The 25669-nt window shown below is 52.5% G+C and carries 26 protein-coding genes; 8 read left to right on the top strand and 18 right to left on the bottom strand.

Going from position 1 to position 25669, the window contains the following annotated elements:
* Positions 1-36 precede the first annotated feature (36 nt).
* Entirely contained in the window at positions 37-993 is a 957-nt protein-coding gene (locus AC2IBB_RS13020; protein ID WP_486333269.1) for a LysR substrate-binding domain-containing protein, read from the top strand.
* Between the two features lie 106 nt (positions 994-1099).
* Positions 1100-2170, top strand: coding sequence for a DNA polymerase IV (dinB, locus tag AC2IBB_RS13015; protein ID WP_486333268.1), 1071 nt, complete (start codon positions 1100-1102; stop codon positions 2168-2170).
* A gap of 5 nt (positions 2171-2175) precedes the next feature.
* Here dinB and AC2IBB_RS13010 read toward each other — a convergent pair whose 3' ends face one another.
* The 6 genes from AC2IBB_RS13010 to AC2IBB_RS12985 all read right to left on the bottom strand — a co-directional run bounded on the left by AC2IBB_RS13010 (position 2176) and on the right by AC2IBB_RS12985 (position 7772).
* On the bottom strand, positions 2176-2715 hold the full coding sequence (locus tag AC2IBB_RS13010) for a hypothetical protein (protein ID WP_486333267.1): 540 nt from the start codon (positions 2713-2715) through the stop codon (positions 2176-2178).
* Positions 2716-2851: 136 nt separating this feature from the next.
* Complete coding sequence (locus tag AC2IBB_RS13005; protein WP_486333266.1) at positions 2852-3553, bottom strand: hypothetical protein; 702 nt, start codon at positions 3551-3553, stop codon at positions 2852-2854.
* A 101-nt stretch (positions 3554-3654) separates the two neighbouring features.
* The gene (locus AC2IBB_RS13000) at positions 3655-5304 is read right to left on the bottom strand and encodes a methyl-accepting chemotaxis protein (protein ID WP_486333265.1); all 1650 of its coding nucleotides are present in this window, start codon (positions 5302-5304) and stop codon (positions 3655-3657) included.
* Between the two features lie 116 nt (positions 5305-5420).
* On the bottom strand, positions 5421-5774 hold the full coding sequence (locus tag AC2IBB_RS12995) for a hypothetical protein (protein WP_486333264.1): 354 nt from the start codon (positions 5772-5774) through the stop codon (positions 5421-5423).
* 49 nt (positions 5775-5823) lie between these two features.
* A complete protein-coding gene (locus AC2IBB_RS12990; RefSeq protein ID WP_486333263.1) occupies positions 5824-6765 on the bottom strand; it encodes a diacylglycerol kinase catalytic domain-containing protein in 942 nt (313 codons plus the stop codon).
* Positions 6762-7772, bottom strand: a complete 1011-nt coding sequence (locus AC2IBB_RS12985) for an SPFH domain-containing protein (RefSeq protein WP_486333262.1) — start codon at positions 7770-7772, stop codon at positions 6762-6764. The genes AC2IBB_RS12990 and AC2IBB_RS12985 overlap by 4 nt, the downstream gene beginning before the upstream one ends.
* 191 nt (positions 7773-7963) lie before the next feature.
* On the opposite strand from AC2IBB_RS12985, the gene AC2IBB_RS12980 reads away from it, so the two are divergent.
* A complete protein-coding gene (locus AC2IBB_RS12980; protein WP_486333261.1) occupies positions 7964-8779 on the top strand; it encodes a substrate-binding periplasmic protein in 816 nt (271 codons plus the stop codon).
* A gap of 1 nt (position 8780) precedes the next feature.
* The gene (locus tag AC2IBB_RS12975) at positions 8781-9638 is read left to right on the top strand and encodes a substrate-binding periplasmic protein (protein WP_486333260.1); all 858 of its coding nucleotides are present in this window, start codon (positions 8781-8783) and stop codon (positions 9636-9638) included.
* Positions 9639-9658: 20 nt separating this feature from the next.
* On the opposite strand, the gene AC2IBB_RS12970 is transcribed toward AC2IBB_RS12975, so the two are convergent.
* The 4 genes from AC2IBB_RS12970 to AC2IBB_RS12955 form a co-directional block, all read right to left on the bottom strand.
* The gene (locus AC2IBB_RS12970) at positions 9659-10912 is read right to left on the bottom strand and encodes a hypothetical protein (RefSeq protein ID WP_486333259.1); all 1254 of its coding nucleotides are present in this window, start codon (positions 10910-10912) and stop codon (positions 9659-9661) included.
* A 139-nt stretch (positions 10913-11051) separates the two neighbouring features.
* Positions 11052-11450, bottom strand: coding sequence for a GFA family protein (locus AC2IBB_RS12965; protein WP_486333258.1), 399 nt, complete (start codon positions 11448-11450; stop codon positions 11052-11054).
* Positions 11451-11498: 48 nt separating this feature from the next.
* Positions 11499-12620: an alpha/beta hydrolase family protein gene (locus AC2IBB_RS12960; protein ID WP_486333257.1), complete on the bottom strand. Its 1122-nt coding sequence runs from the start codon at positions 12618-12620 to the stop codon at positions 11499-11501.
* Between the two features lie 60 nt (positions 12621-12680).
* Complete coding sequence (locus AC2IBB_RS12955) at positions 12681-13973, bottom strand: sensor histidine kinase (RefSeq protein WP_486333256.1); 1293 nt, start codon at positions 13971-13973, stop codon at positions 12681-12683.
* Between the two features lie 239 nt (positions 13974-14212).
* On the opposite strand from AC2IBB_RS12955, the gene AC2IBB_RS12950 reads away from it, so the two are divergent.
* Positions 14213-14812 carry a cysteine hydrolase family protein gene (locus AC2IBB_RS12950; RefSeq protein WP_486333255.1) on the top strand — a complete coding sequence of 200 codons (600 nt, stop codon included), beginning with the start codon at positions 14213-14215 and terminating at the stop codon, positions 14810-14812.
* Positions 14813-14865: 53 nt separating this feature from the next.
* Here AC2IBB_RS12950 and AC2IBB_RS12945 read toward each other — a convergent pair whose 3' ends face one another.
* A complete protein-coding gene (locus AC2IBB_RS12945; RefSeq protein ID WP_486333254.1) occupies positions 14866-15522 on the bottom strand; it encodes a DUF4279 domain-containing protein in 657 nt (218 codons plus the stop codon).
* Positions 15523-15742: 220 nt separating this feature from the next.
* Between AC2IBB_RS12945 and AC2IBB_RS12940 the strand changes: the two genes are divergently transcribed.
* A complete protein-coding gene (locus AC2IBB_RS12940) occupies positions 15743-16387 on the top strand; it encodes a putative adhesin (protein ID WP_486333253.1) in 645 nt (214 codons plus the stop codon).
* 38 nt (positions 16388-16425) lie between these two features.
* Here AC2IBB_RS12940 and AC2IBB_RS12935 read toward each other — a convergent pair whose 3' ends face one another.
* From AC2IBB_RS12935 to AC2IBB_RS12905, 7 genes are all read right to left on the bottom strand, one after another.
* Entirely contained in the window at positions 16426-17097 is a 672-nt protein-coding gene (locus AC2IBB_RS12935; protein WP_486333252.1) for a response regulator transcription factor, read from the bottom strand.
* Positions 17078-17950, bottom strand: coding sequence for a sterol desaturase family protein (locus AC2IBB_RS12930; protein ID WP_486333251.1), 873 nt, complete (start codon positions 17948-17950; stop codon positions 17078-17080). Before AC2IBB_RS12930 ends, AC2IBB_RS12935 begins: the two co-directional genes overlap by 20 nt.
* Positions 17951-18043: 93 nt before the next feature.
* Complete coding sequence (locus AC2IBB_RS12925; protein WP_486333250.1) at positions 18044-18601, bottom strand: DUF6939 family protein; 558 nt, start codon at positions 18599-18601, stop codon at positions 18044-18046.
* 40 nt (positions 18602-18641) lie between these two features.
* Entirely contained in the window at positions 18642-19175 is a 534-nt protein-coding gene (locus AC2IBB_RS12920) for a DUF4166 domain-containing protein (protein WP_486333249.1), read from the bottom strand.
* A 17-nt stretch (positions 19176-19192) separates the two neighbouring features.
* Positions 19193-19780, bottom strand: a complete 588-nt coding sequence (locus AC2IBB_RS12915) for an endonuclease dU (protein WP_486333248.1) — start codon at positions 19778-19780, stop codon at positions 19193-19195.
* A gap of 21 nt (positions 19781-19801) precedes the next feature.
* Positions 19802-21472, bottom strand: a complete 1671-nt coding sequence (locus tag AC2IBB_RS12910) for a nucleotidyl transferase AbiEii/AbiGii toxin family protein (RefSeq protein WP_486333247.1) — start codon at positions 21470-21472, stop codon at positions 19802-19804.
* Positions 21469-22143, bottom strand: a complete 675-nt coding sequence (locus tag AC2IBB_RS12905) for a hypothetical protein (RefSeq protein ID WP_486333246.1) — start codon at positions 22141-22143, stop codon at positions 21469-21471. The genes AC2IBB_RS12910 and AC2IBB_RS12905 overlap by 4 nt, the downstream gene beginning before the upstream one ends.
* A gap of 354 nt (positions 22144-22497) precedes the next feature.
* On the opposite strand from AC2IBB_RS12905, the gene AC2IBB_RS12900 reads away from it, so the two are divergent.
* Complete coding sequence (locus AC2IBB_RS12900; RefSeq protein WP_486333245.1) at positions 22498-23151, top strand: class I SAM-dependent methyltransferase; 654 nt, start codon at positions 22498-22500, stop codon at positions 23149-23151.
* Positions 23152-23748: 597 nt separating this feature from the next.
* On the top strand, positions 23749-25584 hold the full coding sequence (locus AC2IBB_RS12895) for a pre-peptidase C-terminal domain-containing protein (protein WP_486333244.1): 1836 nt from the start codon (positions 23749-23751) through the stop codon (positions 25582-25584).
* The last annotated feature ends 85 nt before the right edge of the window (positions 25585-25669 follow it).

Raw genomic sequence — 25669 nt, 5'->3', positions numbered from 1 at the left:
AAGCGAAACATTTGCCTTCATATATGAGTTTTTTTCATGCCAATCCGTCCCAGAAAACTACCTCCGCTAAATGCGCTGAAGGCCTTCGAGGCTAGCGCCAGGCTACTTAGCTTCTCCGTCGCCGCGCACGAACTGAATGTTACCCAGGGAGCGGTCAGCAAACAGGTAAAATTACTGGAGGAATATTTTGAGCAGCCCCTTTTCCTGCGTCGGGCGCGCCATATCAAATTAACGGAAGCAGGAGAAAAACTCTTCCACAGCCTGGGTGATATTTTTGATCAGTTGGTCAAAGCCTGCGATGCGGCGTCCTCCCATCAAAAAAATATCTTACGTCTGCAAGTAACGCCATCCCTAGCCGTCCGCTGGTTATTTCCACGCCTGCCTCAGCTGCAGCGTGAGTTGAAAGATGTACAACTGAAAATAACGACCATGTGGCTATCCGCAGAGAAAGAGGCTGATCTGGATCTGGACCACTATGATATTGTGCTGCATTGCGGTCGACGCAGGGACAATGGCTCCGCCAACCTGCTGCGGGAGGAACAGCTGGTGCCTGTTTGCCATCCATCACTGTTGAAACAGCATGGCGATGATTGGAGTCGCCTGATCCGCCACCTGCCGCTTCTGCACCCATCCTTCACCCATGAAGACTGGCGCAATTGGCTGGCGAAAAACCCCGTGCCCGGCGTAGACCCGTCTTCAGGGCTGATATTCGACACGTTGGACATGCCAGTAACGGTCGCCATACAGGGCCATGGCGTAGCGCTGGCGGACCCGCTGTTCATCATGGATGAGTTAAAGAGCGGCGTTCTGACCACTCCACAAAACCACAGTCATGACAGCGGCTGGGGATATTATTTTGTGCACCAGAAATTGCGCGCCTCCGATCCCAGTATTCTGACATTCAAACGCTGGCTGATCGCAGGGTTGCAAGAAGACATGAAGCGACTGGAAACCATCCGGTTACTGCCGTTTTTGACGCCGTTAAAAAAATAGCGTCTCAGGCGCTATTTCGCTGGGCGCATGGGCTGGCCCCCTCAATCGGGAGACGTTATCCTTGGGGCGTGTTAAACGCCTTTGAGGCCGCCTGCAGACAGGCTTTATGCGCAAAATCATTCACATTGACGCCGACTCCTTTTACGCCTCTGTAGAGATTCGCGATAATCCGTCACTACGACATCTTCCTGTAGCGGTGGGAGGAAGTCCTGACAAACGCGGCGTCATCGCAACTTGCAATTACAACGCCCGCGCATTTGGCGTGCGCTCCGCCATGTCTTCAGCGAAAGCCGTTTTATTATGCCCCGACCTGGTGTTCATTCGACCTCGCTTCGAGGTCTACCGTAGCGTATCCAAAGACATTCACAAGATTTTTCGCGACTACACCGACCTCATCGAGCCGCTGTCACTGGATGAAGCCTATCTGGATGTCTCCGAATGCAAAGCCTGCAAAGGCAGCGCCACACTCATCGCCGAAGAAATACGCGCCCGCGTAAAGCAAGACTTGCAGCTAACAGTGTCGGCGGGAATCGCGCCAAACAAGTTTCTGGCCAAAATCGCCAGTGACTGGAATAAGCCTGACGGTATTTTTGTCATTCGCCCACAAGACGTAACAGATTTCATCCCCCAGCTTCCTGTTCGCAAAATTAATGGCGTCGGCAAAGTGACCGCAGCAAAAATGGAGGGCTTGGGCATCACTACCTGCGGCGATTTGCAACGTCTGTCCAAAGACGATCTGGAGCGCCATTTCGGCAGTTACGGCGAACGCCTCTACAATCTGTCACGGGGCGTGGACAACCGTCCCGTAGAAACAGAGTGGGTGCGTAAATCCCTGTCCGTCGAGCATACCTACGATCACGACCTGCAAAACCTCGACGCCATTCTCGATCACTGCGAGCCGCTATTCGAAGAACTACTGGAGCGTTTCAATCGCATCAGTGACGCCTATCTGGTCAGCAAGCGCTTCGTCAAGGTCAAGTTCGCCGACTTCACTCAGACCACCCTTGAAGAACTCCTCCCAGGATACAGCGGCCAGTGGCGAAGCCTGCCCGACTATTTGCGTCTAATGAGCGCCGCCTGGGCGCGCCAGAAAAAGCCCGTGCGCCTGTTGGGCATGGGAGTCAGACTGAAAGATCCTAAAAATAACAATATTGGGGAACAGCTATCACTGTTTTGAAGATTCTAAGGAGTATAAAAAAGCGTCTTTCCGCGACGTTCAAGCGCAGCGAGAATATTCTCTTTTGACAGCCGGACAGTGTTAGACACCAAGGATTTAGGTAGTCCAACGCTCGGTGCGGAAATTGACAATGTGATATAGGAAAAAGGCTGCTCGCGAATGTCCACCGCCAGTTCCTCTTGGCTACCTGACGAACGCCCTCTTACCCTGTAATTTTTCACCAACACTGTAGCATACTTGTACTCACCATCCGGCTGGGTATTTACAATGGCCTTTGCGTCACCTAAGTAATAGCTAACCAGACTCGTACCACTGAGAATTTTCTCATTTTGAGCGCTGTAAAGGGTAAAGTCCGACCTTAAAACAGGGGCGCTTGCAAGAGCCGGTTTCTGGTTAGACTCAAAAATCACCACCAAGCTATGAGGGAGATCCACGCCATCACTGGTAGAAATATTTACGTGCTGGATTTCCTGCTGGCCAATTCTTACTGGGCCTATGCATCCCAACAACATGACGCACATTATAATAGGCTCTAATTTCTTCAATTCCGACTACCCATTGATCTCGGGCTATTAAGATGGCGATGATATTGGCATGTTAATAGTCAGGCGCAAGGATGCGGCGGCTAGCCGCAGGAAACCTCCGCACAATACATAGCAAAGGATTAGAGGTACTAATATCTTAATCTCGTCTATTACTTCCACAGCCTTTACCCAGCCAGCCGCCAGCGCAAATCAGAACAAAATAAGTCCAGGGGGTAAACAGGATGATGCTGCCGAGCAGACTTCTGCTAAAGGAGGCGTCATTTTGGGCGGATTCACTATGCAATATTTCCAGCAACAACATAGCGCAAGCAACACCCAGAATTGTAAGAGAGACAAGTTTATTCAATAGTTCTGGCAAAGGAGGGCTTTGTTTGAGATAAGGGTGGAGCGCCCAGTAAACACAGCCTGCGCCGATCAAAGCGCCCGCCGCTGTCTCAGGCCACGTCAAAACAGGGGATGCCTCAATAGCGGATTCGCCCATAAATAAGGCTGTCGCCCAACCGAGGAATACCTTGCCGCTGATTTCCAGTGCGTTCTTGCCACTGATAGCGTGAAAATTCGCGATCCATACAGCAATCGCTAGACTCAGCGTCAAACTCGGTCCCAGGCGAAAGAGGTGATAGTACGCGAAGTCTCCGCCCACCGCGTCATCAACTAAAAAGCAGAAGGCTCCATTCGCCAGCCCTACGCTTAACGCTAAGACCAAAGGAGATAACAAAGATATCTGAGACGTCGTGGCTGCATATTTAAAACTGTGCAGATGTGAACCCATGCGTAACCCTCCATGTGAACCTGACCCTTTTTTTATTCTGCCTATTGGTTCGACGAAACCTAACAACGCTAAACGCGTCCGTTACTATATTGCTAACGCCTGCAACACAAAGTGAGTGTATATCACGAATAAAATAAATAGGCTATCCCTGACTTTTCATGTTATTTCTACGCCACTTTGAAGTTTGACACCATCTCCTTCAACTGCGCCGCCCGGTCGCTGAGATTTTTGGAAGAATCAAACAGCTTGCTCACCACTTGCTCCGTGTCGCGCACCGCATCCCGCACATTCGCCAAGTTAGCGGTCATTTCCCCGGCCACACTGCCTTGCTGCTCCGCAGCGGTGGCGATCTGCAGGCTGCGGTTGGTGATTTCCCCCATCTCGGTCACGATGCCGTCAAACATTTCTCCCGACTCACCCACTTTGGAAGAGCCTGTTTCCGCCACGTCGACACTGGCGCTCATCAGCGCGACTGCATCCTGCACCTGCTTCTTCAACGCCTCTATGGTGCCATTGATTTCACCGGTGGCGTCCCGGGAGCGCATCGCCAGCTGCCGCACTTCATCCGCCACGACGGCGAAACCGCGCCCGCTTTCTCCCGCCCTGGCCGCTTCAATAGCGGCGTTAAGCGCCAGTAAATTAGTCTGCTCGGCGATACTTTCGATGCTATCGGTAACAGAGGAAATCGTATCCACCTGATTAGCAATATCCGTCACGGCTTTGGAGCAATTATCAAGGTTGCTCGACAGGTTATTAATAACGTTAACCGCATCCCCCACAAGCTCGTTGCCGGTCGAAGCGCGCTCGTTCGTAGCCTGGGTCGCGGCGGAGGTGGTGCTGGCATGCTCAGCGACTTCCCTCACCGTCGCCGCCATTTGCTCCATGGCGGAAGATAACTGTTCAAGCTGGGATGACTCATCGTCAATGGCTCGTTTGGCGGTCGCCATACGGGAAGAGAGTTCCTTCGACTCGTCTGACAGAGACCGGCTGATCTCCATCTGCTTTCCGATTAAGTCCGCAAGAGACCGCCGCGTGGATTCAATGGCGCGACTGATATCAGATACTTCATCCCGCCCTATACAATCCAGATGAAAAGTCAGATTCCCTCGCGCCAGGTTTTCCATTGCCGCCACGACCCTGGAAAAGCTGCGCTGCATGGCGTTAACGACAAAATGAGACGCAGAGAACATTACCACGAGTACGCCAATGCTGACCCAGACCAACCGGGTCAGCGTTTCCTGATAAAGCTCATCCGCGTTGTCCAGATAAATTCCTGACGCGATGATCCAGCCTTGCTCCGGCCACGGCTTAATATAAGTGGTCTTATCAACCAGTTCGTCTTTTCCCGGCTTACGCCATTGATAGGTCACAAATCCGGACTTGTCGGCGCGAAACCATTGCGTCGCCACTTCGCCGAAACGTCCCCCTTCGTTGAGGTCAATATTGGGCACGGGCTCTCCAACCCATTCCGGTTTAGGGGGAAACGCGACAAATTTCTGATCCACTGAAAATGCGTAGACATAGCCGTCCAGGGCATCTCCCCAGCGCAAGCCGCCAAGCATTTCACGGATGTACTGATCCAATTCTTCAGGATGTTGAGTTTTATACTGCTTCAGGTTATGAAGAGCCGCGTCCACCATGTTCATTGCGCTCTCGCGCAGCGCATCGCGCTGGGACTCCCGGGTCAAACTGGCGTTGTACCAACTGGAGGCGATAAACATGATCATGATGACGACACTGAGCCCCAGGAACTTTTGTCTCAAGGTCAGTTGGGCGAAGAAACGATCAACAGCGGTGGCAGGATGGGCTTCCCTCATGAAATACTCCCTTTTCGCGGATGCTTGCGGCGCAAATCAGTTCAACAGGGCATTGACTTTAAAAGTGTAGTCAATATTCAGGCATACGCAGTCAGTCCCGCTCAGGAAATTTTCATTCAGCCAAAATCCCCTTCGCGCCAGCCGTGAAATCCCATGCAAAGCCCCTCTCCATCCGGCGCCAGCTCATTTTCTTCCAGCAACACGCCATTCTCGTCGCAAATACGCTGAATCAGCGCATATTCAGCCCGGTGTCGCTCATCAATTTCGTTAAGAAAAACCCCATCCAGCCACTGCATCACAGCGTAAAGGGATGCATCCACCGCTTTTTCCGCCGACTCGCGATCACAGTCGTTTTCGAGTGACTTCAACGCCTCTTCTCTGACGTGTCTGAATAAATGCTCTCCGAACGCATGAGACGATGAGATTTTGCGGCTGTGCGCCTCTTCCGGCCAGTTTTTGTAGGGCTCCATGTGTCTTTCCATTTATGTATAGATATTAGTGAACGCTCAAATCGTCGCATCAATGCACAATTGAGCCATATCGTTGCGACAAACTGATGTTAACCACCGCGCCGCTGTTGAACTCGATAGAGTCGCTGATCATGCCGTCACTGAAAATAACCCCGTTCTCGGGAACACGGGATTTGATGGTAAGCGACTCTCCGCCGTCGATTTCCCCGAACACCAATTCGGTTTGCGTGGTATTGCTGGGAAAAGGTTCACGCACGGAAAACAGAAGCTTCTGCGCATCCCAGGAGAGCGGCTGATAGATATCCACGCCATCGCCCGGAACGCCGCGGGCTCGCGCTACGCCCATGGAGCCGGCGATCACACTGCGCATCCAACCGGTGGAGCCCAGCCCCGTGGAGACAATCACGCCGCTTGAGCTGTGCACTTCCGACATCCGTCGAAAGTCAATTTCGTAACGCAATGAAGTATGGTTCTTGGGGCCGATGAAAAAATCGTTCACCGCCACCATGGTCTGGCCATCGTTAAGACTGGCTTCCGCCATGGAGACTCTTTTAATCGGCCGCTTGGATTTAAGCAGTTCTTTCAACACAGTTTCCAGGTCCCGCACCTGAAACGGCAGCAACACGCCGTCGATGCGGGCCGGGTCGGGATTTACAGCGACCACCGGCTGGCCATGCAGATACTTCAATGTATTAGCCACCAGCCCGTCCTGCCCCAGCACCACAATCACATCCTGAGCGCCAAAAATAAAATTACTCAGAAAGTCCCGGTCCAGCGTTTGCACCCGTCCGATCCTCGATAGCGCTGTCTCGGCGAAGCCCAATGCGGCGCGATAACTCTGATTCTCAAGAATGTAGGCGTCAAAGTCCTCGCCCCGGCTTTCAATGTAAAATCGCGCCTGTTCTTCCGTATTATGCCGCCATGCCAGCTCCTCCAGCCTGGTCCGGCGCTTTACCAGTATCAGCTTGGTTTCCATCGCGCGCTCGTTCATCGCTTTTTACCCAACAGCTCGCGCATCAGGTCCGGGCTGATATTCAACTGGCCGATTTTGTCAGCGCCATTCGCTAATTGCCGGAAGGCCTGGGCGATCAACTGTTCTGGGTTCATCGAGCTGTTGGTGATCGCTTCCAGAATGCGGTTGTCCACTTCCGCCATCGCTTTCATGCTGGCGGATATCGCATAGGCTTTGACATCCGCTTCTTTACGGCTGTTCTCAGCACTGACCGTCACCAATTCCTGGCGCTTGTTCTCCTGCTCTATTTCGTTCTCCAGCACTTCCCGCTGCAGTTCCTGAGTTTTGCGTTGCACCGCCATGCGGGCGTCCATTTCCGCTTCTTTGACCTGCTGCTTCTTTTGTTCAACGGATATTTCCGTCTCCAGCTCGTTTTCCTTGATCTTACGTTCCTGCTCAATGGCTGCGTTGCGGCGCGTGTAAGCCGCTTCATCCGCATCCTTCATCATTTGCTCGCGAACCGTGGCTTCCAGCGCGCGGGCGGTTTCCGGGTTGGGTTTGATCGCCAGAATGGAGACATCCAGGATCTCTACCCCCAATTTCTCCAGCACCGGGGCGGAATCAAGCGCACTGGCGAGCGTCCCCGCCAGTGTTTCCGAAGCCAGCAGGCTGTCTTTCAAGGACAGGTTCTGGATGCTGTTGCGAGTAATGGACTGCAGCAGATTGAGAACGCGCGCCGGCAGCTTCTTCGGCGCGTCCGAAACATAGGATTTGCCGTTATCAGCCAGGGTGAAGTTCATGGTCGCCGCCAGAATTTTGGGACTCTTTACACGGTAAACCACCTGCCCCTGTACAGTGACTTCCTGAAAGTCGCTGGTGCTCTCTTTGAATATGAAAGGCAAATCCGCCGAGCCAATAGGAATCGAAACCAATGACGTCGTCGGCGCAAAGTAAAAGAAACCCAGTCCCGCCCCTTCGCGCTTAAGCTTTCCTTTATTGAACTGCATGATGTAGGTGGTGGGTTCGGTTTTTATATATCTGAACATCTGAGACCTCTTCCTTAATTTTTAATAGTGGCTCAAAGCCACCAAATCAATTAAAGGCTCTGAGCCACTATTTGTCAATCAATAATTCGCCCTGAGGCCGCAACGCCTGTCATCTCGCCACTTTGTAGACTGTTTCCGCATGCACTATCTTTAATACAGTTAATCTCACCGATAGAGAACTTCAACTACGCATGCGGCGCCGATTTATCAAGTTTGTACTTGCGCTGTTATGGCTGCTTATCGTTCACGACGTTTATGCGGCGGAGACGGAACTATCCTTTGTGAGGATCTGCGACGACGCTGGAGAATGGCCGCCTTATACGTTTTATCGAGTGGATAACGGCAAAAAGGAGGTTGCCGGCTATGCAGTGGATGTGGCGCGGGAGATACTGGAAAGCAACCATATCAAGTACTCCATCGAACTTCCTTCCTGGAAGCGTTGTCTGTTGGAAGTCAGAAAAGCGCGGCAGTTCGATATGCTGCTCAATGCGTCTTACACCGAAGAGCGCAGCAGGCAATATCTGTACTCCCGCCCCTACTATTGGACGCACCTATACTTTTTCTACCTGCAACAGCGCTTTCCTGAGGGCTTGAGCGATGTAGAGAAGGACATCCTGGATACCTACATCATTGGCGGACTCTCGGGCTACAATTACACCTATCTTGAACATCCTGGCGAATCGATGGATACGGATTCCGTGACTTATGACCACCTGTTTCTAAAATTGCGCAGTGGCAAAGTGGACCTGATCACCGCCGACTATGAGATCATGCAAGGTTTCGCGCATAAAGGCCTCGACCTGATCGCCACGCCGGGCATGCGGTTCACCCCCATCCCCAATTCCCCGCCTCAAGGCTATCACATGCTGTTTCCCCGCACTCCGGAAGGCGAATTTCTCAAGCGCCTGATGGACGCCGGCATCACCAGGTTAGAGGAAGAGGGCCGACTGCAAGAGATTCTGGACCATTACATCGCCCCGACAGAGCAAGTCAGGAGCAATCCCTGACATGCCAATACGCCTCCCCGTTGGACGCCGACGCGCCTCTTGGAAAATCGCCAGCTATGATAAAGTTTGCAGAGGCCTCATCGCGCTCACGCTGTTCTTGACCTCCTCGCTTGCCTTAGCAGCAGGGGTTACTGTGCGTCTGGCGAATGGTGAGTGGCCGCCTTATCAGTCGAAAACGCTCAAACATTATGGCGTGGCCAGCCATATCGTGGTGGAGGCATTCGCACTCGTCGGCGTCAACGTGCAGTACGTCTTCTTTGACTCCTGGAAAAGAGCTTATGCGGAAGCGCTTTCCGGTAATCTGGATGGCAGCTTGTTATGGAGCCCATCTGTAGACCGGGAAGCGCAGTTTTATTTCAGTCAGACAGTCGTCACTGGGGAGTCCGTATTTTTTCACCGCGTGGACTCCGATTTCACTTGGAACAGTTTCTCGGACCTGAAGCGTTATCGCGTCGGCGGCACGCTCGGATACTCCTATCAATTTGAAGGGACAGAGGGAGTGAAGGTTGATCGGGTGTCCAGTGACGAGATTAATTTCACCAAATTGCTGCGCGGGCGAATTGACGTTTTTCCATCAGACAAGGATGCAGGCTATGCGCTGTTATACGAAGAGTTCGCCCCGGCGGAGGTGGCGCAATTAACCATTTCACCTCACGTCTATAACAGCACCACCTATCATTTGATATTAACCAGGGCTCTGCCAACCAATAAAGAACACATTAAACAGTTCAATGAAGGTCTGCGACAATTGAAAGAAAGCGGTCTGCTCGACCGCTATCTGGAGGACTCTCGACGCGGCGCCTATCGACAGCCACAAGACGTCAAAAAAGAAGAGAGCAAGAAGGCCGTCTCTCCTTAATTATTAATATGGCAAGGAATCTATTTGTCTGCCTGATTAATAAAATCGTGGTGAATGACTTCCGAATCCACCGGCTGGCCATTTTCATCAAACTTGAAGATCTCTTCGTACATCAAGGTCTGCTCACAAGGTCCGCCAAAGCTCATTTTTTTAATGGGTCGTCCTTCTGCGTCAAACACCAGACACTCGGACACCACCTGCACCCCTTTCAACGTATAAATGGAGCTGTGCAGCTTGGACTGCCCCGCTTCCAGCGGAACCGCAGCGGTTGATTCCTGTGACAACGGCTCATACAGCACGACATAGTGCGTCGCTCTCAGTCCATCCAGAGAAATAGCTTCCTTACTGGCGTGAACGCGGCGCAGATAGGCGTGCAATGTTTTCTGATGCAGCGCTTGCGGCACACTGATGATTTCCGTATGCGCGATGCCCCGCCCTGCGACCAGTTCACTCATGGCCAGAGTCTGATCGCTGTGGAACCAATGACGCCGGTAGTCGGAGTGCTCCATGATCTGGTCATGCTCGATGGGAACGCCTTCAAGGTCAACGAAGGCGACCAGCTCCGGCGTGACGAAGCGCGCGACTTCCTCCAGTTGAGTCTGACAGTCCACCGGAAAAATGACCTGCCCTTCTTCGTCCCATTCATCGCCTTCAACGTCCTCAACATCCATAGAGCGCATGGCCTGCACGCCCTGCTCAGAAAGCTCCACAAAGGAAAACGGACCGCTGAAGCCGTCTTTTTCATCGAAGCCGAGCAGCGGATACTCTATTCCCAATACTTCCTTGTCTTGATTGAAATATACGTTTTTCACCGGGATAGGATGAGGTCCACGATCTGAGACCTCCATGCGAAATGCATTATGAGGATTTGGAATCAACCTAACTTCGCCCTTTTCCGGGTCAATGTCGACCAGGTATTCCGCGTGAATCTTGCCTTCCTCCAGTTCACCGAAGGGAATATTGTGACTAAACGTCTCTTGTGGAAATTCTACCGTGATCATTGTCCCGGGACCGATTTCCGGACCATTCTCCAACATGGACGCATGCTCCCAGATCGCTTGGGCCCTGGCGAGATAATCAGCGTCAGACGCGGGACCAAGCAAGCGGAGGGCCGCGTTTCCTTCGCAGAAAATCAGGTATTCAGTGGATTCTTCCTCATTGAGCAGAGCGCAGGTGTACTCCGCTCCGACCGGGATATCCTCCGCCTCGACAGGCTCGCCTTGATAGAAATAAATGATGGAATGGACGTCTATGGAACTGCTGGATTGGCTCATTAGATACCTGACTGAGTTGCAATACGTGACTCGACGCTTCGCTGAATGCAAAAGCAATACGCCGACCAAGTTCTATACCCTACCCCATATCCACGTTCGGGTCAGCCTCGGGTTGACCCTTTGCCGCACGCCAGGCGTTTCAGGACCTTTCAGCGAAGTGCGGAAGCTCCTTTTGCAGGGGATGCCAGGGCGCTTTTGAATCACAGTATATTTGCTTCGAAGCCTGCAAGCCGGGATCATCATCCAAGACCCCGGCCGCAACGCCAATATCGTCCCGCCCATCACGAATAAACTGAAGATTAGATCCGCAATCTGCGCAGAAGGTTCGCGTAACATTGGAGGATGAGCGGTAGTTACGCACATTCTCGACGCCCTCCAACATCGCGAAACTGTCCCTGCCAGTCACCAGATAGGCGCCGAAGGCGGAGCCATGAGCCTTCTGACACATCCGACAATGGCAGTAGGTCAGCGCTTTGATTTCGCCATTTATCTGGAATTTCACCGCCCCGCACAGACAGGAGCCCTTCACTACGGCCATGTTCATTTCCTCCAGCCTCTTTTCCCAAGCACCTTTTCTCCAGCGCATTTATCGAATCGCCTGAGCGCCTGATGCGCCAAGCTGGCTATTTGTCGCCTTCCTCTCCGAGTCATTAGACCTCGCGACCACCCAGTCGCTCAATGTATCAAGAAAGCCTTCTGCGAAAGCGTCAGGACCCAGAATAAGAAACATGGCCTGAGCAGTAAGGGTCCACTCCGAAGGCGTTTGAAAGTCGAAGTGTTTCGCTTTCAACAAACTATGTGTCGCGTCAGGAAACAAGCGCAGCCGATATTGCCGCCAGTCTGAGGACTGAAAAACATCTTGTATGGTCTGCATACTCTCCTGGACATCTACATTACGATCTTTTTCCCCGAACAGCCCCAGAAAAGGAACCTTGACGCGTTCCAGTCCTGCGCTCATATCGACCTGCATGTTGCGCATGACAAAGTGATAGCGTTCAGGGCTCATAGGCTCTGTTAACACCCCGGCCGGCGCGGCGCTGTTCCGCAGCCACGCCAGGTACTGTTCATAAGAGAGATGGCTTTGCGCGAGATAGTCATCCGTCATGCGGCTGTACTGTTGCGCTGCTGAGATTTCCTGGCTGCTGTATCCCTGCCTGAGCATGCGTTGACGCTGTAGATAAAGCGATTGTCTACGCCAGTTGACGGCGACGCCAACCGCCGCCATGAAATCAATGTCAGACTGGCCTTTCGCAAGTTCAGCCAACACCCATCCCCCCTGCGAAAACGCAATAACGCCCAGCGCGCGCATCTTATCGCCTGACTGGCGTCGCAGCGCCGCCATGGCCGCTTTCGCCTCGTCCGCACGCTCTCCCATGCTCTGGCCCCGCCAGTCGCCGCTGGATTCGCCAACGCCCTGTTTATCCCAGCTAAGGCAGGCCACGCCGCGCTCCAGTAATCGATTCATGATAGCGGCATAGCCGCCGCTGGCGAAGCGGTCCACCGGACCATCCCCATGCAGAAACACCAGGACAGGAAAGGGCCCTTCTCCTGCCGGCGTCAACAATGTCGCTCCCATATGCTGACCATCATAGGGAAAAGTGAAATCGGTTCTTTGCCCATACTTCAAGCTGTGCTGATCCAATACTCCCAATACCGATACTGCGACCATGACACATACGAACAGCAGACCCGCCACAATTTTCATCATTTATCCCTTGATCCATTACGAAGTCCGCTACATTAGACCCGTCGCGACCTTAAGAGCATATTAAGAACGGGATGAGGGAGACCAGGTCACGCTGACCTGCGCCCCATTGCCGGTCAGATCGACAGCAAAGCGCCATTGCAACTTGTCGCAGATACGTCGCACCAACTCCAGCCCGAGGCCGAATCCTTCCACATCAGAGTCAGCGTCCTCCGGGCTGACCGGGTTCGTCAGACATAAACCATCGCGGTCCGTCGTCATAACAATCACGCCGTCGGATGAGTGTTGAAAAGCATTTCGAACCAGATTGGCGGTCACAATATGCAGCAGGCTTTTCTCTATCTTGACCACATCAGCCGCCAGTTCCAATCGCACCGACACCTCTCTTCCCGTCAACAAATAGCGGTGATCGTCTATGATCGCCTGAAAAAACGAACCCAATGCAGTCCGCTCTTTCTTTAAGGCCTGCGACGACTCGCGCGCCAGCCATAACAGCGCATTGGACAATAAAGCCATATTGGCGCCCGCCAGTTGCGCCCGGCGCAAAGAAGCCTTGCCCGCCTCGCCGGTTTGCAACTCCAGCGTGTCCAGACTGGCCTGAATAATCGCCAATGGGGTTCTCAGCTCATGGCTGGCATGCTTCAGAAACTGTTTTTCGCGCGCATTAAACGCCTCTATGCGGGAGACGCCTTCCTGCATACGCTGCGCCAGTTGATTGATTTCTTCGATTTCAAAATGAGGCGCTTCCACCCGCGCACTGGTTCCCAGGGTTTGCGCCCAGGCGCTAAGCTGGGCGATAGGCTGCGTAGCCCGCCGAATCAACCAGAAAAACAGCGCGAACAACAGGCCAAACACGGCCAAGGTAGTGAGCAAAGAATGCTTCATTGCAGCGCTGAAGAACTCCTCTCCCAACGCTTCGATATCCGCACGATTATGACGGCTCAATAGAAACCGGCGCTCTCCGTTATCGGTCTGAAACGGCAATAAATATAAGAACGCCTCCTCCCCTGCATCTTTAACCACCGCCTCCAGTACCTCACCATCACGGGTCGGTTCCGCCCCAAATTGCGACCGCACCTGCTCCGGCAACTCCGCCCAGCTTTGATACAGACTCAGATATCCATCGCCGCGCTGTTGCGCGCCATCAGATCGTTGAGACTGCCGTAACAGGGCCTGCGCTTCCAGTTTCATCAGCGTATCGCCAGCCCAGTCCATATTGTTCCAGGAGGAAATAAAAGTGAGAGCAAGACAGCCTAATAGCAAACCGATTCCCATCCAGCGCAATTGCGCCCTAAGGCTTCGGGCCAACGTTTTAGCGCCGGAACGGCGATTTTCCTTGTATGTATTGAGCGTCATTTCACTCTCTGACAGCAGGTTGACCCAAAACAGTATCCGTTAATCATTCTCATTATTAATAAGCCAAAGGGCCCAAGTATTTATACCTATTTTTTGAGGTGTTATCCAATTATTTGACGCCTTTGCAAATAAGTCGATGACAGACTCAATTGGATACGTTTCATCCTGATAATTATTAAGACTAAACATTCCATTCGAATGAAAAAGAATTAGAAGCCAGCAAGGAGAAGGATACTATTATGACCATTGTCAATACCGTTTCTTTACATGACGCCATGAACAATGAAGTAAAACTAGGTAGAAAGAAGCTCGCGCTATTCGTCATAGATGAACAAGGGAGACAGGCGCCAAGAAACCATGAAGCGCTAATGTCAACTATAACCAAAGCACAAGCGTTGCGTATGCCAATTTACTTAATAGAAATTGATCACGCCGCACTTGGCGATGGAGCGCAACCTGTTGTAATTGGCGGCGCCCCGCCTGTGGGTGTTAGAACATGGAGAGACTATTGCGTACGCGGCGCCACCGTTATTAAAAAACCACACATCAGTATGTTCAATCCAGATACAAACCTGGATATCGCTGCAGAAATCAAAAGACAGAATATTACTGGCGCCGTCATTATAGGCACACAAACCAATCAGTGTGTAAAAGTAAATGCCGTAGGCGGTTATGTGGACAGACTTAACACTAAGAAATTCGACGGCCTCAATAAGCTTTGCAAAGTCTATACCTGTGGCGCAGTGTTAAGAGGCACGGAAGAAGCCACTTGGAAAAATGAACCAAATGTTTTCTATTACAACCATTTAAAAGAAGCCCCCCGTCGTCCTCAACGATAGTCATCGGTCCTCTCAACGCGTCAGTCATGTGGGAACAAGGCTGGCGTTTCCCGCTATGGGTCCATTATCAGGTCTGGCCCGGACGCTTGAAGATCCACATCCAGACTTGCCCCAATGTACCCCAGCAAAGACATCTGCGCTGAAGTCAGCGATATCCCACCCATCCAGTCTTTGTAACCCTCATACCAGACCATGACGCTGATATCGGCGGACTCGCTGAGCGTACGCAGAGGTTCTCTTCTTGCACTGATCACTTGCATCAGCCTGTCCAGTTTCTCTTCCAGTGAATCAGGAACTCTCGCCTCTAATTCAAACACCCATCCGTGATGTTTATATACCGCCGCCGCAGATTGATGACGCTTCTGCCCTTGCAGAAAACTATGCGTTGGAGTTAATCCTAGAAAAGAGGACATTTCATCAGGTGTTCTTAATGAAGTATGGATAACCAGTTTGACCCTGACATTGGGCTCAATATATGCCCATACGACTCGCCACTGCTCACTATTTCGTCGCAATACGACAACAAAATAATAAGGTTCATCCACTAAAGTGTAATAGACGCTACAACAATCAGGTTGCGAGTCCATAATTATTCTTAATGGCGGCGATATAACTTTATGATTGGCCAAAACCTGCTCAGTAACGCCTAAAGAAGGATTTTCAATCTCCATTCTCGCTAAACCTGTAATGCGCTCATTCAAATCCTGCATTTAACCTCCAATATGAGCATGATCTCCTCCGGCTTTTTTGTTTAAAGCATCATTTAAAGAAAATCCCCTTTATGGAACTTTTTTAGGATCTGATTATCAAATTCATTAAGCATACTAATTATGCAAAAAACACTGCAGATTTTATTGTTACATGCCAACAACAGACGGTTTTTAACATTCATCTTTATAATGCTTTCTCAACGATACTTCAGGACTATATATGGCGAAGAAAATCCCATTAGGCGACAAACTGTATTTATTCACTGACGCCACCGGCATGATAGCGGAAAACCTGCTTATTACCTCCCATGGCGGCTATATTTCCCGCCCCGATTTCGGCAAACAGACAGGGTGGGCGCGCAATATTCCCGGTCTGGGCGGCTGGATCGGCGTTCCTGAGTGGACCGAGCTTTATTTCTATGGCCCCCACACTCAATCATTGCTGGACCCGGGCCTGAGCTCCGTCATCAGTGGCAAAACCCAGTTTTTACAACGCCTGACGCGCAATACAAAGGTTAGAAATTACAGCCTGAGCAAATACCAGGGGGAAGAAACCGGGGAAACCTACGACAGCATCAGCCGGGATATAGACAGCAATCGGACCTTTATCACCTTACGCCAGGACGCCCTGAACAGCGGCGACGCGAGAACAATGGCGGAAGTCCAGCGTCTGTGCCCCAACCCATTCCCCAAATTCGATGTACTGACCGTACGTAATCGAAAACTCATGGGCGGCGTCAATCTCAAGCATGCTCTGGACATGCTCGCCAGCAATGGTTATCGCTACAACAAGATTCACTGCGTCTTCTGTCGCTCAAGAATGATCGGACCAAGCGGCAGCTGGGACGCCCGCAACAACCCTTGATCAGCTCCCGCTTATATCAACGCGCCGGGCAGGGACGCTCAGGCGCCATCGTCCCGAATACAGACGCCAACGCCGACAACAGTATGAATCAGAGCCTGAGCAAAGGGCTTATCCACGGCTTTGCGTAGCTGATGAAGCTGTACATTGAAATTACCTTGGTCAACGTCTTCGCCAGGCCAGGCCGCCGTCTCAAGATCTCCTCGGGAAACCACATCGGGACTGCGCCGCATCAGTGTCACCAAGAGCCTCCAGCCGGTTGGCGTCAGCTTTAGCTCTCGCCCCTCTCGCATCGCGCGATGCTCCCCCAGGCGTATCTCTAACGGCCCTACCCGAAGCGTCTCTCCTTGTTTAAAAGCGCGTCTCGCCAGCGCCTGCAAACGCGCCCACAACAATGGCATCGCACAGGGCTTGGCGACATAGTCGTCGACGCCACTGCGGAACCCCTGCAATTGTTCTTCATCCGTATCGCAAGCAGTAAGCATAATCACTGGAGTATGAACCCCCTGGCGTCGCAGCTCGGAACACAGATCAAGGCCGTTCATTTTTGGCAGCATCAAATCCAGGATGATGGCGTCAAATCTGTCTAGCGTGGCGCGCTGCAAGCCAACGCTCCCGTTGAATGCGAAATCGCATTCCACCTGTTGCAACTCAAGGTAGTCGGCGATGGCGGCGGCCAGTTGGCGGTCGTCTTCAATGATCAGAATGCGCATGAGAATCAGGTTTCCAGCCTGGGGGTTTGAGCAAAAATCGCAGCCGGTCACGCCATAACGGCGCACTGCGGCAATCCGAATATAACGCCATCGCTTCATGAAACACCACTACGAAGGGGTTACGAGACGCCAAGGGCGCAGTTAAACCATATCTCACCGTCGTCGACTCGGGCTGATACGTCCCGAAAAGCCGATCCCAAATCATCAATACACCGCCGAAATTTTTGTCCAGGTAGGGATGATGGGAGCCATGATGAACCCGATGCGCGGACGGCGTATTGAAAACAGAGTCCAACCAGCCAAGCGTCCCTATACTTTCCGTGTGTACCCAGGATTGATAGGCCACGACCACAAAAAAAGCCACTACCGTCTGCACCAGATCAAACCCAAGCAGAACCATGGGCGCCAGGAAAATCCATTCCACCGGCCCTTCAAGCCAGGAAAGACGCAAAGACGTAGAGAAATCAAAGCGCTCCGACGAGTGATGCACGCTATGGATCGTCCAGAAAATCCTTACCTTGTGTTCGAGTCGGTGCATCCAATAATAGGTCAAGTCCGCCGCCAGAAGCGCCAGCGCCCAGGTCCAGCCATTCACGGGAATACGCCAGAACGCCAGCGGCTCCACCAGCCATAACGCAATCAGAAAGACGGCCCCATACAGGGTGCGCTCCAACAAAATATTGCCGATAGCGACAGCGATATTGGCGAGCTTCTCACGCAGCGGCTCCCAACGCTTTCGCATCAGATCCCAGCACAGGCCCACCGCCACCACACAGAGCGCGGCGAGCAAGCTCAGGTCAATCACTTCCAGCCAGACAGCCGCCGCTTCAAAACGGGCCTGCAAATTGTCCATTCTTACCTCCTGCAACCAGTTTCGCCGCCACAGCAAAGCAGCGGCGACTTTCTCATTGCAGAAAAGCTTAAAGAAGATGAGATTAAGGATGTATTAAGGCAGCAGAAAGTCGCGTATCAACGCAGCGTGAGACAACGGCTTGCGCGGGTCGTTTACATCCGTGTTGGTTTCGTAGTCCAGTAGAATCAGGCCTTTACGCTGAACAAGAAATTCCGACAATTGACTCAGCTCCGCCTGCAGTCTGTGCGTCAACGTCCAATGATAGGCAGGTAGATAGATCTGTTTTCTCGCCTCGATATAGGACATCAACTCCCCTGCGGGCCCTTTCCTGTGCCCGAGCACGCGCCCATAACGCCTTACCGTGCGCTTGATGCCTTTCATGCCAGTAATGTCAAAACGCGAAGGATCAATATCCTGTCCTTCGAACACCTTCAGGCCCTGCCAGATTCCTTCCACGGATTGGGCTGTTTCGGATGAAAATGGTATGGGAATCCCGCCATGAGGATAGAAAGGGGAAAACTTCACCCAAGGCTCTGGCGCCTTCGAGGTCACATCTATGATTGCATAGCCCGGATATTCCTTCTCAAGGGTTTGTCGTTTTTTCCTTCTGCTTGCGATCACTATTGGGCCGGTAATCGTCTCTGTTTGCATAATGCCTCTTTGGGTTGCGTCATATGTTTCTGATTCGCGCCTACCAGTTCGCTTGCAGGTCTCCCGAGTAACTCATTAGCTTTCCCAGTACGGGAAGACTCAGGGTCACGGCAAACCGATACTGGCCGCCCACAACGGTTTTATAGGCGTCCGTTCGTGGAACCAGCCAAAAAGGCAAAGGGACCCCGCGCACTTTGCAGCGTTGCGGGACCCAGCGCCAGCCGCCATCGCGGATGTCCACGCCCAAACGCAACTCCACGCCGCCGGAGGATTCGCTCCAGTATCCATCAGGAAACGCGCCGTGAGGACGGAATATTGAGCGCATCTGCGTTCCGGGCTCAAAGGTGCGACTCCACACCAACGCATCGCCGGTATGACGGATTTCAACACAAAAACCGACCATTCCTGTCGTCTGCGGCGCACCGGTCTTCGCCGCGACACGACGTCCGAGCCAACCCGCCATTCCCGGCCCGTATTCAACCTGCACTCGTCCTGTCAGCGTTCCACCCTCGCGATGCAGTCGTTGCAGCATCGGGTGCAGACGCGAGAAAGCGTCGCCAAACCATTGTGTCACGGCACTTTCCATCTGCGTCAGGCCCTCCGACCGCTTTCGCCGGTCATCACCGCCGAGCCGATAATATGCGCCAATCTCAACGCCTCCGGCACGCAGCCTTTCGTCGTCAGCCTTTCCAAGGCTTTACCGGCGGTTTCAGGATCGCAACCAGCGACCTGATAGTGGCAGAAATCATTATTAAAAATGGCTCCCGCCGCGCAGATTAAATCACGCCTCCGCTCATAGTCGTCAAAGTTGCGCAACGCCTTGTCTATCGCCTGCAGATCCGGGTGCTTGCGCATCACTGCAATACAGGGGCGCTGCACGCTTTCACATAATCTGGGCAGATCAATAACATTGAATCCGCCAATAGCCACGCCATCCGTCAGCACCACGCCGACCTGATCATAAAATTTGCTTTTCGTCAGCATGGCGATCAGGCAGTCTGTTGCATCCTCGCCATCTTTGGTCGCCGTTCCCCAAAGCATGCCCTCAAACTCGCCATCCGCGCAGATAACTCCAGCAACATTTACCGGCGATCCTCGCAGACGCGAAAATGGCGCGTCGTCAAAGCCAGCGACGCGAATACGCCGGCGGCTTTTTACCAGTTGATCCAATGATTTCATTACGCCGCTTCCAAGCCGCAGTTAATCCGTCTCGTCATTTTCAGTTTTACTTGCCGTCTTTTGAACGCTGTCTTCAAAAAACACAGGCAGATAAGGATGCCAGTTCCATAGCGCAGGATGTCCGCTGTTTTCTGGAAGATAGGCCCCATCGGTTTTACCATGACGCACGAATTTACCCAAAAACAGCACCTGCTCTCCCCGCTCCAGACGCCACACAGCGCCTTCCGGCGCGTCCACGCTTCCGTGCGCGCCATTCCCCAATAATCGCAAGGCCTCATCAATGGAACAGGGTTCGCCGATATGGAGGACCTTGGCGGGAGTAAACCCAGCCTGCGTCACACGTCGCCTGAAAGCCGTGTAGGGCACACGTCGATTGTCCGCGGTAAAAATATCAAAGGGCGCAAAGGGTTCATGCGCCAGCCGGTAACGGGTTCCATGCACAAGGGCCAACCATTCGCCGACCAATCTCTCGCCAGGCTCCAACACATCAAGAAAGCGCGCCTGACGTTCTTCCACCCACTCCGCCCATAGTCTCCGCGCTGGATTGGGCGACTCATCCGCCAGATCTCCATCCCGGCCCAGCGCCAGGATACGATCATCCGCCCGCAAGGCCGCCACACAGGAGCCATCCAGCTTTTCCTGCACGATCACCACATCTTCCGGGGAACGTCGCCGGGCGGTCAGCATTTCCGCTTTATTGGCGTCGATATGCTTATCCGCCAGTCCCGTGCGCGAGCCCGGCAGGTGGGGAATAGACGTGTAGGCTTTATAAGGCAGCAGCTTACGCTTTTGCTGCAATGTGCGCAGTTTGACGCGCGAGGCTTCCGATCCGTCCTCCTTCAGCAATTTTACCCTGTAAGTAATCACGTCCGACTGGGTCAGCAAAGCGCCATTGTCTTCAAGCCTCAATATCGGCTCCAGGTAATTGCGCACCCACTCCAGCACCGTCTCCATCGGCTCGATTTGCTGATAAGGATGGTCTGCGATCAGATTACGCCAGTTTCTACGGGATTTCTTACTGCGCCCAAAATCGCCGAACATCAAGCGGCGACTTATCTCCAAAGGGTCCATTCTGCTGGCGAAGGCCTCCAGAACCGCTCGGCGCAACAGGTCTGCATCCAGCTTGTTATATCGACAAAACAAATACAGGTCCCACAAGGTTTTCGACATCCAACCGCCATGCATATGTTCAAAGAGGCCATGCAGTTTCCAGGCGGCTGCGATCTCCACTGCGACTGTCGGGACAGGAATCATAGCGTCTTCCTGTAGAACCGAAGGAACCTCAACCATCCGGGGCGGAACCACCAGAGGGTCGCCGACAGCAATATCCAGCTGCACCGCACCAGCCACACCGTTGACAGCGTAATTGCAGGTATAACGAACGCCAGGGGAAATACTGTCCCGCCAGATAGGATCAATCTGTAAAGAGTCCAGATCAAAGCGACAGGGCGACGCATCTTCCTGGGCCATCAGTGACCTTATCAGAGCAGTGAACGCGTCCGGCGCATACTCTCCCAGATACAATAAATCCAGATCATTGCAGGTCCGCGGTTGCGGGCCGCTCCAAAGACGCGACACATAACTGCCCCGCACCACAATGCGCTCAGCATCCGGCCTCTTCAGTAAACGCCGCAACAACGTCTCAATAGCAATAAACGTGAGTCTTTCTTCGGACATCAAAATCGCGCTCATGAAAGAACCTCGGCGTTTGCGCCGCCCCAGCCTGCGTCAAGTCCAATATTACTGTCATAGATATTGAACTCGCGGATTACTTTCACGATCTCCACGTCATTGGCGACCAAAAACTCGCGCAGCGCATTCAGGACCTCATCCGCCTTACGCCGTCCTCCGCGGATGCGCTGGGTGACAAACTGCTCCCTATGGTCATCGTCGCGCCAAAACGCGTTGGCGGAGAGCCGCCCCCGATAATCACGCACTGCTTCGCGCAACGCGTCTAAGTCGTAATTCGCCGGCAGGCGCAGTTTAAGGTGGTGTTCGAAATAACAGTAATCCGGTAACGACGCCGCCGCTGCGTCACTTGGGGGGACATTCGCGTTCTCTATCGCCGCCTCGATTTTCAGGCGCTCGACAGCGAACCCCTCGCTGATCATGCCGTCGCAAAGCGCCTGAACATGCGTCCAGACAGAGTCTGGATCACCACCCATACGCTTGCATAACATTGGCTGCGTGCAATGTTGGCCAGAGGACAATTGAATAACAATCGCTTTCGCCCCTTGCGCAGCGCATAAATCAATAAAACGCTGCAGCGTCTCCTGATCAGGAGCGACAATAGTGATGTGGATTTCAAACTTTCCGGGAAACGCCTTGAGCGCATCCAGGGGAGAGGCATACAAATGATTCATTAGATACTGACAAACTATAAATAAAACAGCAGCGGGCCAGAATACCACATCACATTCGGAAACTGTCGGACAGCTCCTCATTAACTCGATTTACATTCAAGCAGGAACCCGGTATACAGAACGGTCTCAGAGAGGCCACTTCCTTTGTGAATTCAACTGGCTGCTCGATATGGCTCAGATACTTAATTGTTGCTGGTAGAGCTTGGATGAAACCAGTAAATGCATACCATCACTGATTAATAACAAAGCTTCAAGAAGAGCTTTACATACTTAAAGGAACCATTAGGGCGCGAGACGCGCTTTCAGTATTGACGCCCGAAACGTCAAGCGCCCTTGCTAGAGGTAGTTTTGCGGATGAATAAAATTTTCAAGAAGATCAAAAAGAAAGTTAAACCTTTGTTGCCATCCCGGCCATTCAGCTCCAATGACTACTGGCGGCAGCGGTATAAAGAAGGCGGCAACTCAGGTCCAGGATCTTACGGGCATTTGGCGCAATTCAAAGCCGACTTTATCAACTCATTCCTGCAAAAAAATGAAGTTCGCGACGCCATTGAATGGGGCTGTGGCGATGGCAACCAGTTATCTCTGATTAATTATCAGTCCTATACAGGCGTCGATGTTAGCCCTGACGCGGTCGCCCTTTGCTCTCAAAAGTTTTCCAGTGATTCAACAAAAAGGTTTATTTTGGCTCAAGACGCTGCCGAGAGTCGTGCGGAGCTGGCGCTATCGCTGGATGTCATTTTTCATTTGGTGGAAGATCAAGTGTTCGACAACTACATGCAAGCGCTATTTAAATCATCGACAAAATACGTGTTGATTTTCTCGTCCAATACAGACTCTCTCCCCCTCCAAAAAGAGTCCGCTCACGTTAAACACCGTAAGTTTTCAGACTGGGTTGAACGCAACGCGCCGGAATGGACGCTTTCGGAACATAAAGAAAATCCTTACGTCTTTGATGGCGATTACCGTAAAACGTCATTCTGCGACTTCTACATTTACCAACGCTGAGCGGCTGAAAATCACCAAGCTGGCGCCATCAGAAGTCAGACGCTCCGCTGACTTCTGAAAACCAAGTCTCTCGTATAAACCGACTGCAGGCATATTCGCCGCAACAGTGGAATCCCTCACCCCCCTTCCACAGCCAGCTTCCTTGCGACGCCCTACAGCAAATGACGGCATTCAAGTCGGTCACTCTGTCGGTCTGCCTCAGACACAAAAATTTCATCTGCTCCGTTTTGCCGCTCATCTTTCTTCATCCGTCATTTTTGTCCGACTTTACGCCGCTTAACGTCACAATGCGCCCCGTATATTTTGTTCAGGTATTTCAACCGGATTGCCGGATTTTCTAATTAGTCCTAGTCTTCATTTCTGTGTAAAAAAAAACGTTTCAACCTAACGAAAATACGAACGGCGGCGGGTTTGAAACCCTTCCCAACCCACGCCAGACACTTGCAACTGATCATTTTTTAGTCTTCATTTATAACTGTCTGAGAGTTGTTCTCATTTGAGAAACAGACTGCCCGACTGCGCGTCCGGTCGCGCAGCGTTCAAACCGGCCAGCCTTTCCGAGCCGCGTTCAAATAATTAATTTTAAAGGGAATTTATATGAATAAAAGTATCGGACCTATCCTCGTTTGCGCGTTAACAGCGCTCCCCCTACTGGCGCATTCCGACGATAGCAGAGATATCATTTCGGACGAGCAGTTTATCTATTCTTATCAAGAGATGCTGACCTTCGATGTCGCTGCCTACCTGAAACGCAACGCGCCCCACCTGTTGGATCAAACCGAGGTCATCACCCACTGGGCCGGTTATAGCACCGTGAGCCCTAAGGTGTTGTTAACCCTGATAGAAATGCAGACTGGCCTGGTAAGCGGCGCGCGTACCGCATCCCTGCAACAACCTCTCGGGGAAATGTCTGAACAGAATGGCTTCAGTGCACAGATTGAAGATGTCGCTATGCGTCTGGCCAAAGCTTATTACAGCACGGTGAATCAGGAGCAGAGAAGCCTGTCTATCAGCGGCGACGACATTGCTGTACGCGCACTGTCCCATACGCTGAAGAACAACGCCGTCGGTGACATCGATGAGTTTGCAACCGTTTACCAACGCCTGTTTCCGCAAGAGCAGGAAAGCGCAGAACCTCCCGGCGTCAGCCGTTTCTCCGCTTACTCCAAAAAACTGGTTCCTCCGGAAAACATGCTGCAACTTCCTTTCCTGATTGATGAGAGCTGGTGGTTCGGCGGCGCGCATACCAACACCGGCAGCGGCGATTACCCCATGTCCTCATTGGATATGAACGATGGCGGCGTCTGGGGGTCGGATACCTCCAACAAGTGGGCGGTCGCATCTGCGGCGGGAACGGCAGTACGTCACTCTTCCTGTTTCGTGGAAGTGCTGCACGAGGGCGATTGGTCAACGACTTACTATCACTTGGACAACGTGCAATTCCAGAACCGCACTGCCGTGTCGCAAAATCAGAAACTGGCGAACTACGCTAATAACCGCAATCAGGCGCTCTGCAATGGCGGTAGTTCAACGGGCCCCCACCAACATTTCAGTCTGAAATATGACGGCGGCTTCTATCATCTGGATGGCGTCTCTCTGTCCGGTTACAAGGTAAAAACCGGCCGTTACAGCTATGACGGAAACTGCAATTATTTCTGGATGAGCAGGAACGGCTCTAAATACTGCACCAGCAACAGACTCCCTAATCCAGGCACTTCCGGGCCTACTGACCCCGACACGCCAGACAAGGTGCTGAAAAACGGAGACGTTCTCACCGGCCTGAGTGCGAGCAAGGAGGACAAAGACTATTACGTCCTGGACGTTGAGCCAGGCTCCCGTGATCTGTCGTTCCGCATTTCCGGCGGCAGCGGCGACATGGACATGTTCGTCAAATACGGCAGTCGACCAACATTTAATTCCTATGACTGCCGACCTTATAAAACCACTCAGGAAGAAGTGTGCAGCTTCGACTCGCCTCAGGCAGGCAATTACTACGTCATGCTACACGCATTCTCCAGCTATTCCGGCATCACTTTCGAGGCTGGTTATAAAGCTAACGCCGACAGCAGCCAGGAGCTGATGAATGGAGACGCAGTGACGAAGCTTTCCGGCAGCAAAGATGAGATGGACTATTTCTACGTCGACATACCGGCAAGCGCCCGCAATCTGCGTATTGAAATGTCAGGCGGCCAAGGCGATGCGGACATGCATGTCCGCTTCAGAACGCCTCCGACGTTGAACGAGTATGACTGCCGCCCCTTCAAAACCACACAGGAAGAAACCTGTTCCTACAGCACGCCGCAGACCGGGGTTTATCATGTGATGTTGCACGCCTTCGATCCTTACACGGATGTGCAACTGGTGGCCCGTTACGATGATCGGGTTCAAGGCAAAGAAGTGGCTGTTGTGCTGACGCAGGCCAGGCAGGAGTAATCCCGTGCTCGCACCCTAAGCTGCTTTAATGAACGCGGGGCTCGATCCGCCAAAACGGTTCCGGATCGAGCCCCGCTTGGTCATC

It is taken from the genome of Hahella sp. NS-SX17, from assembly GCF_057367735.1.
This window is presented reverse-complemented; position numbering and strand designations above follow the sequence as displayed.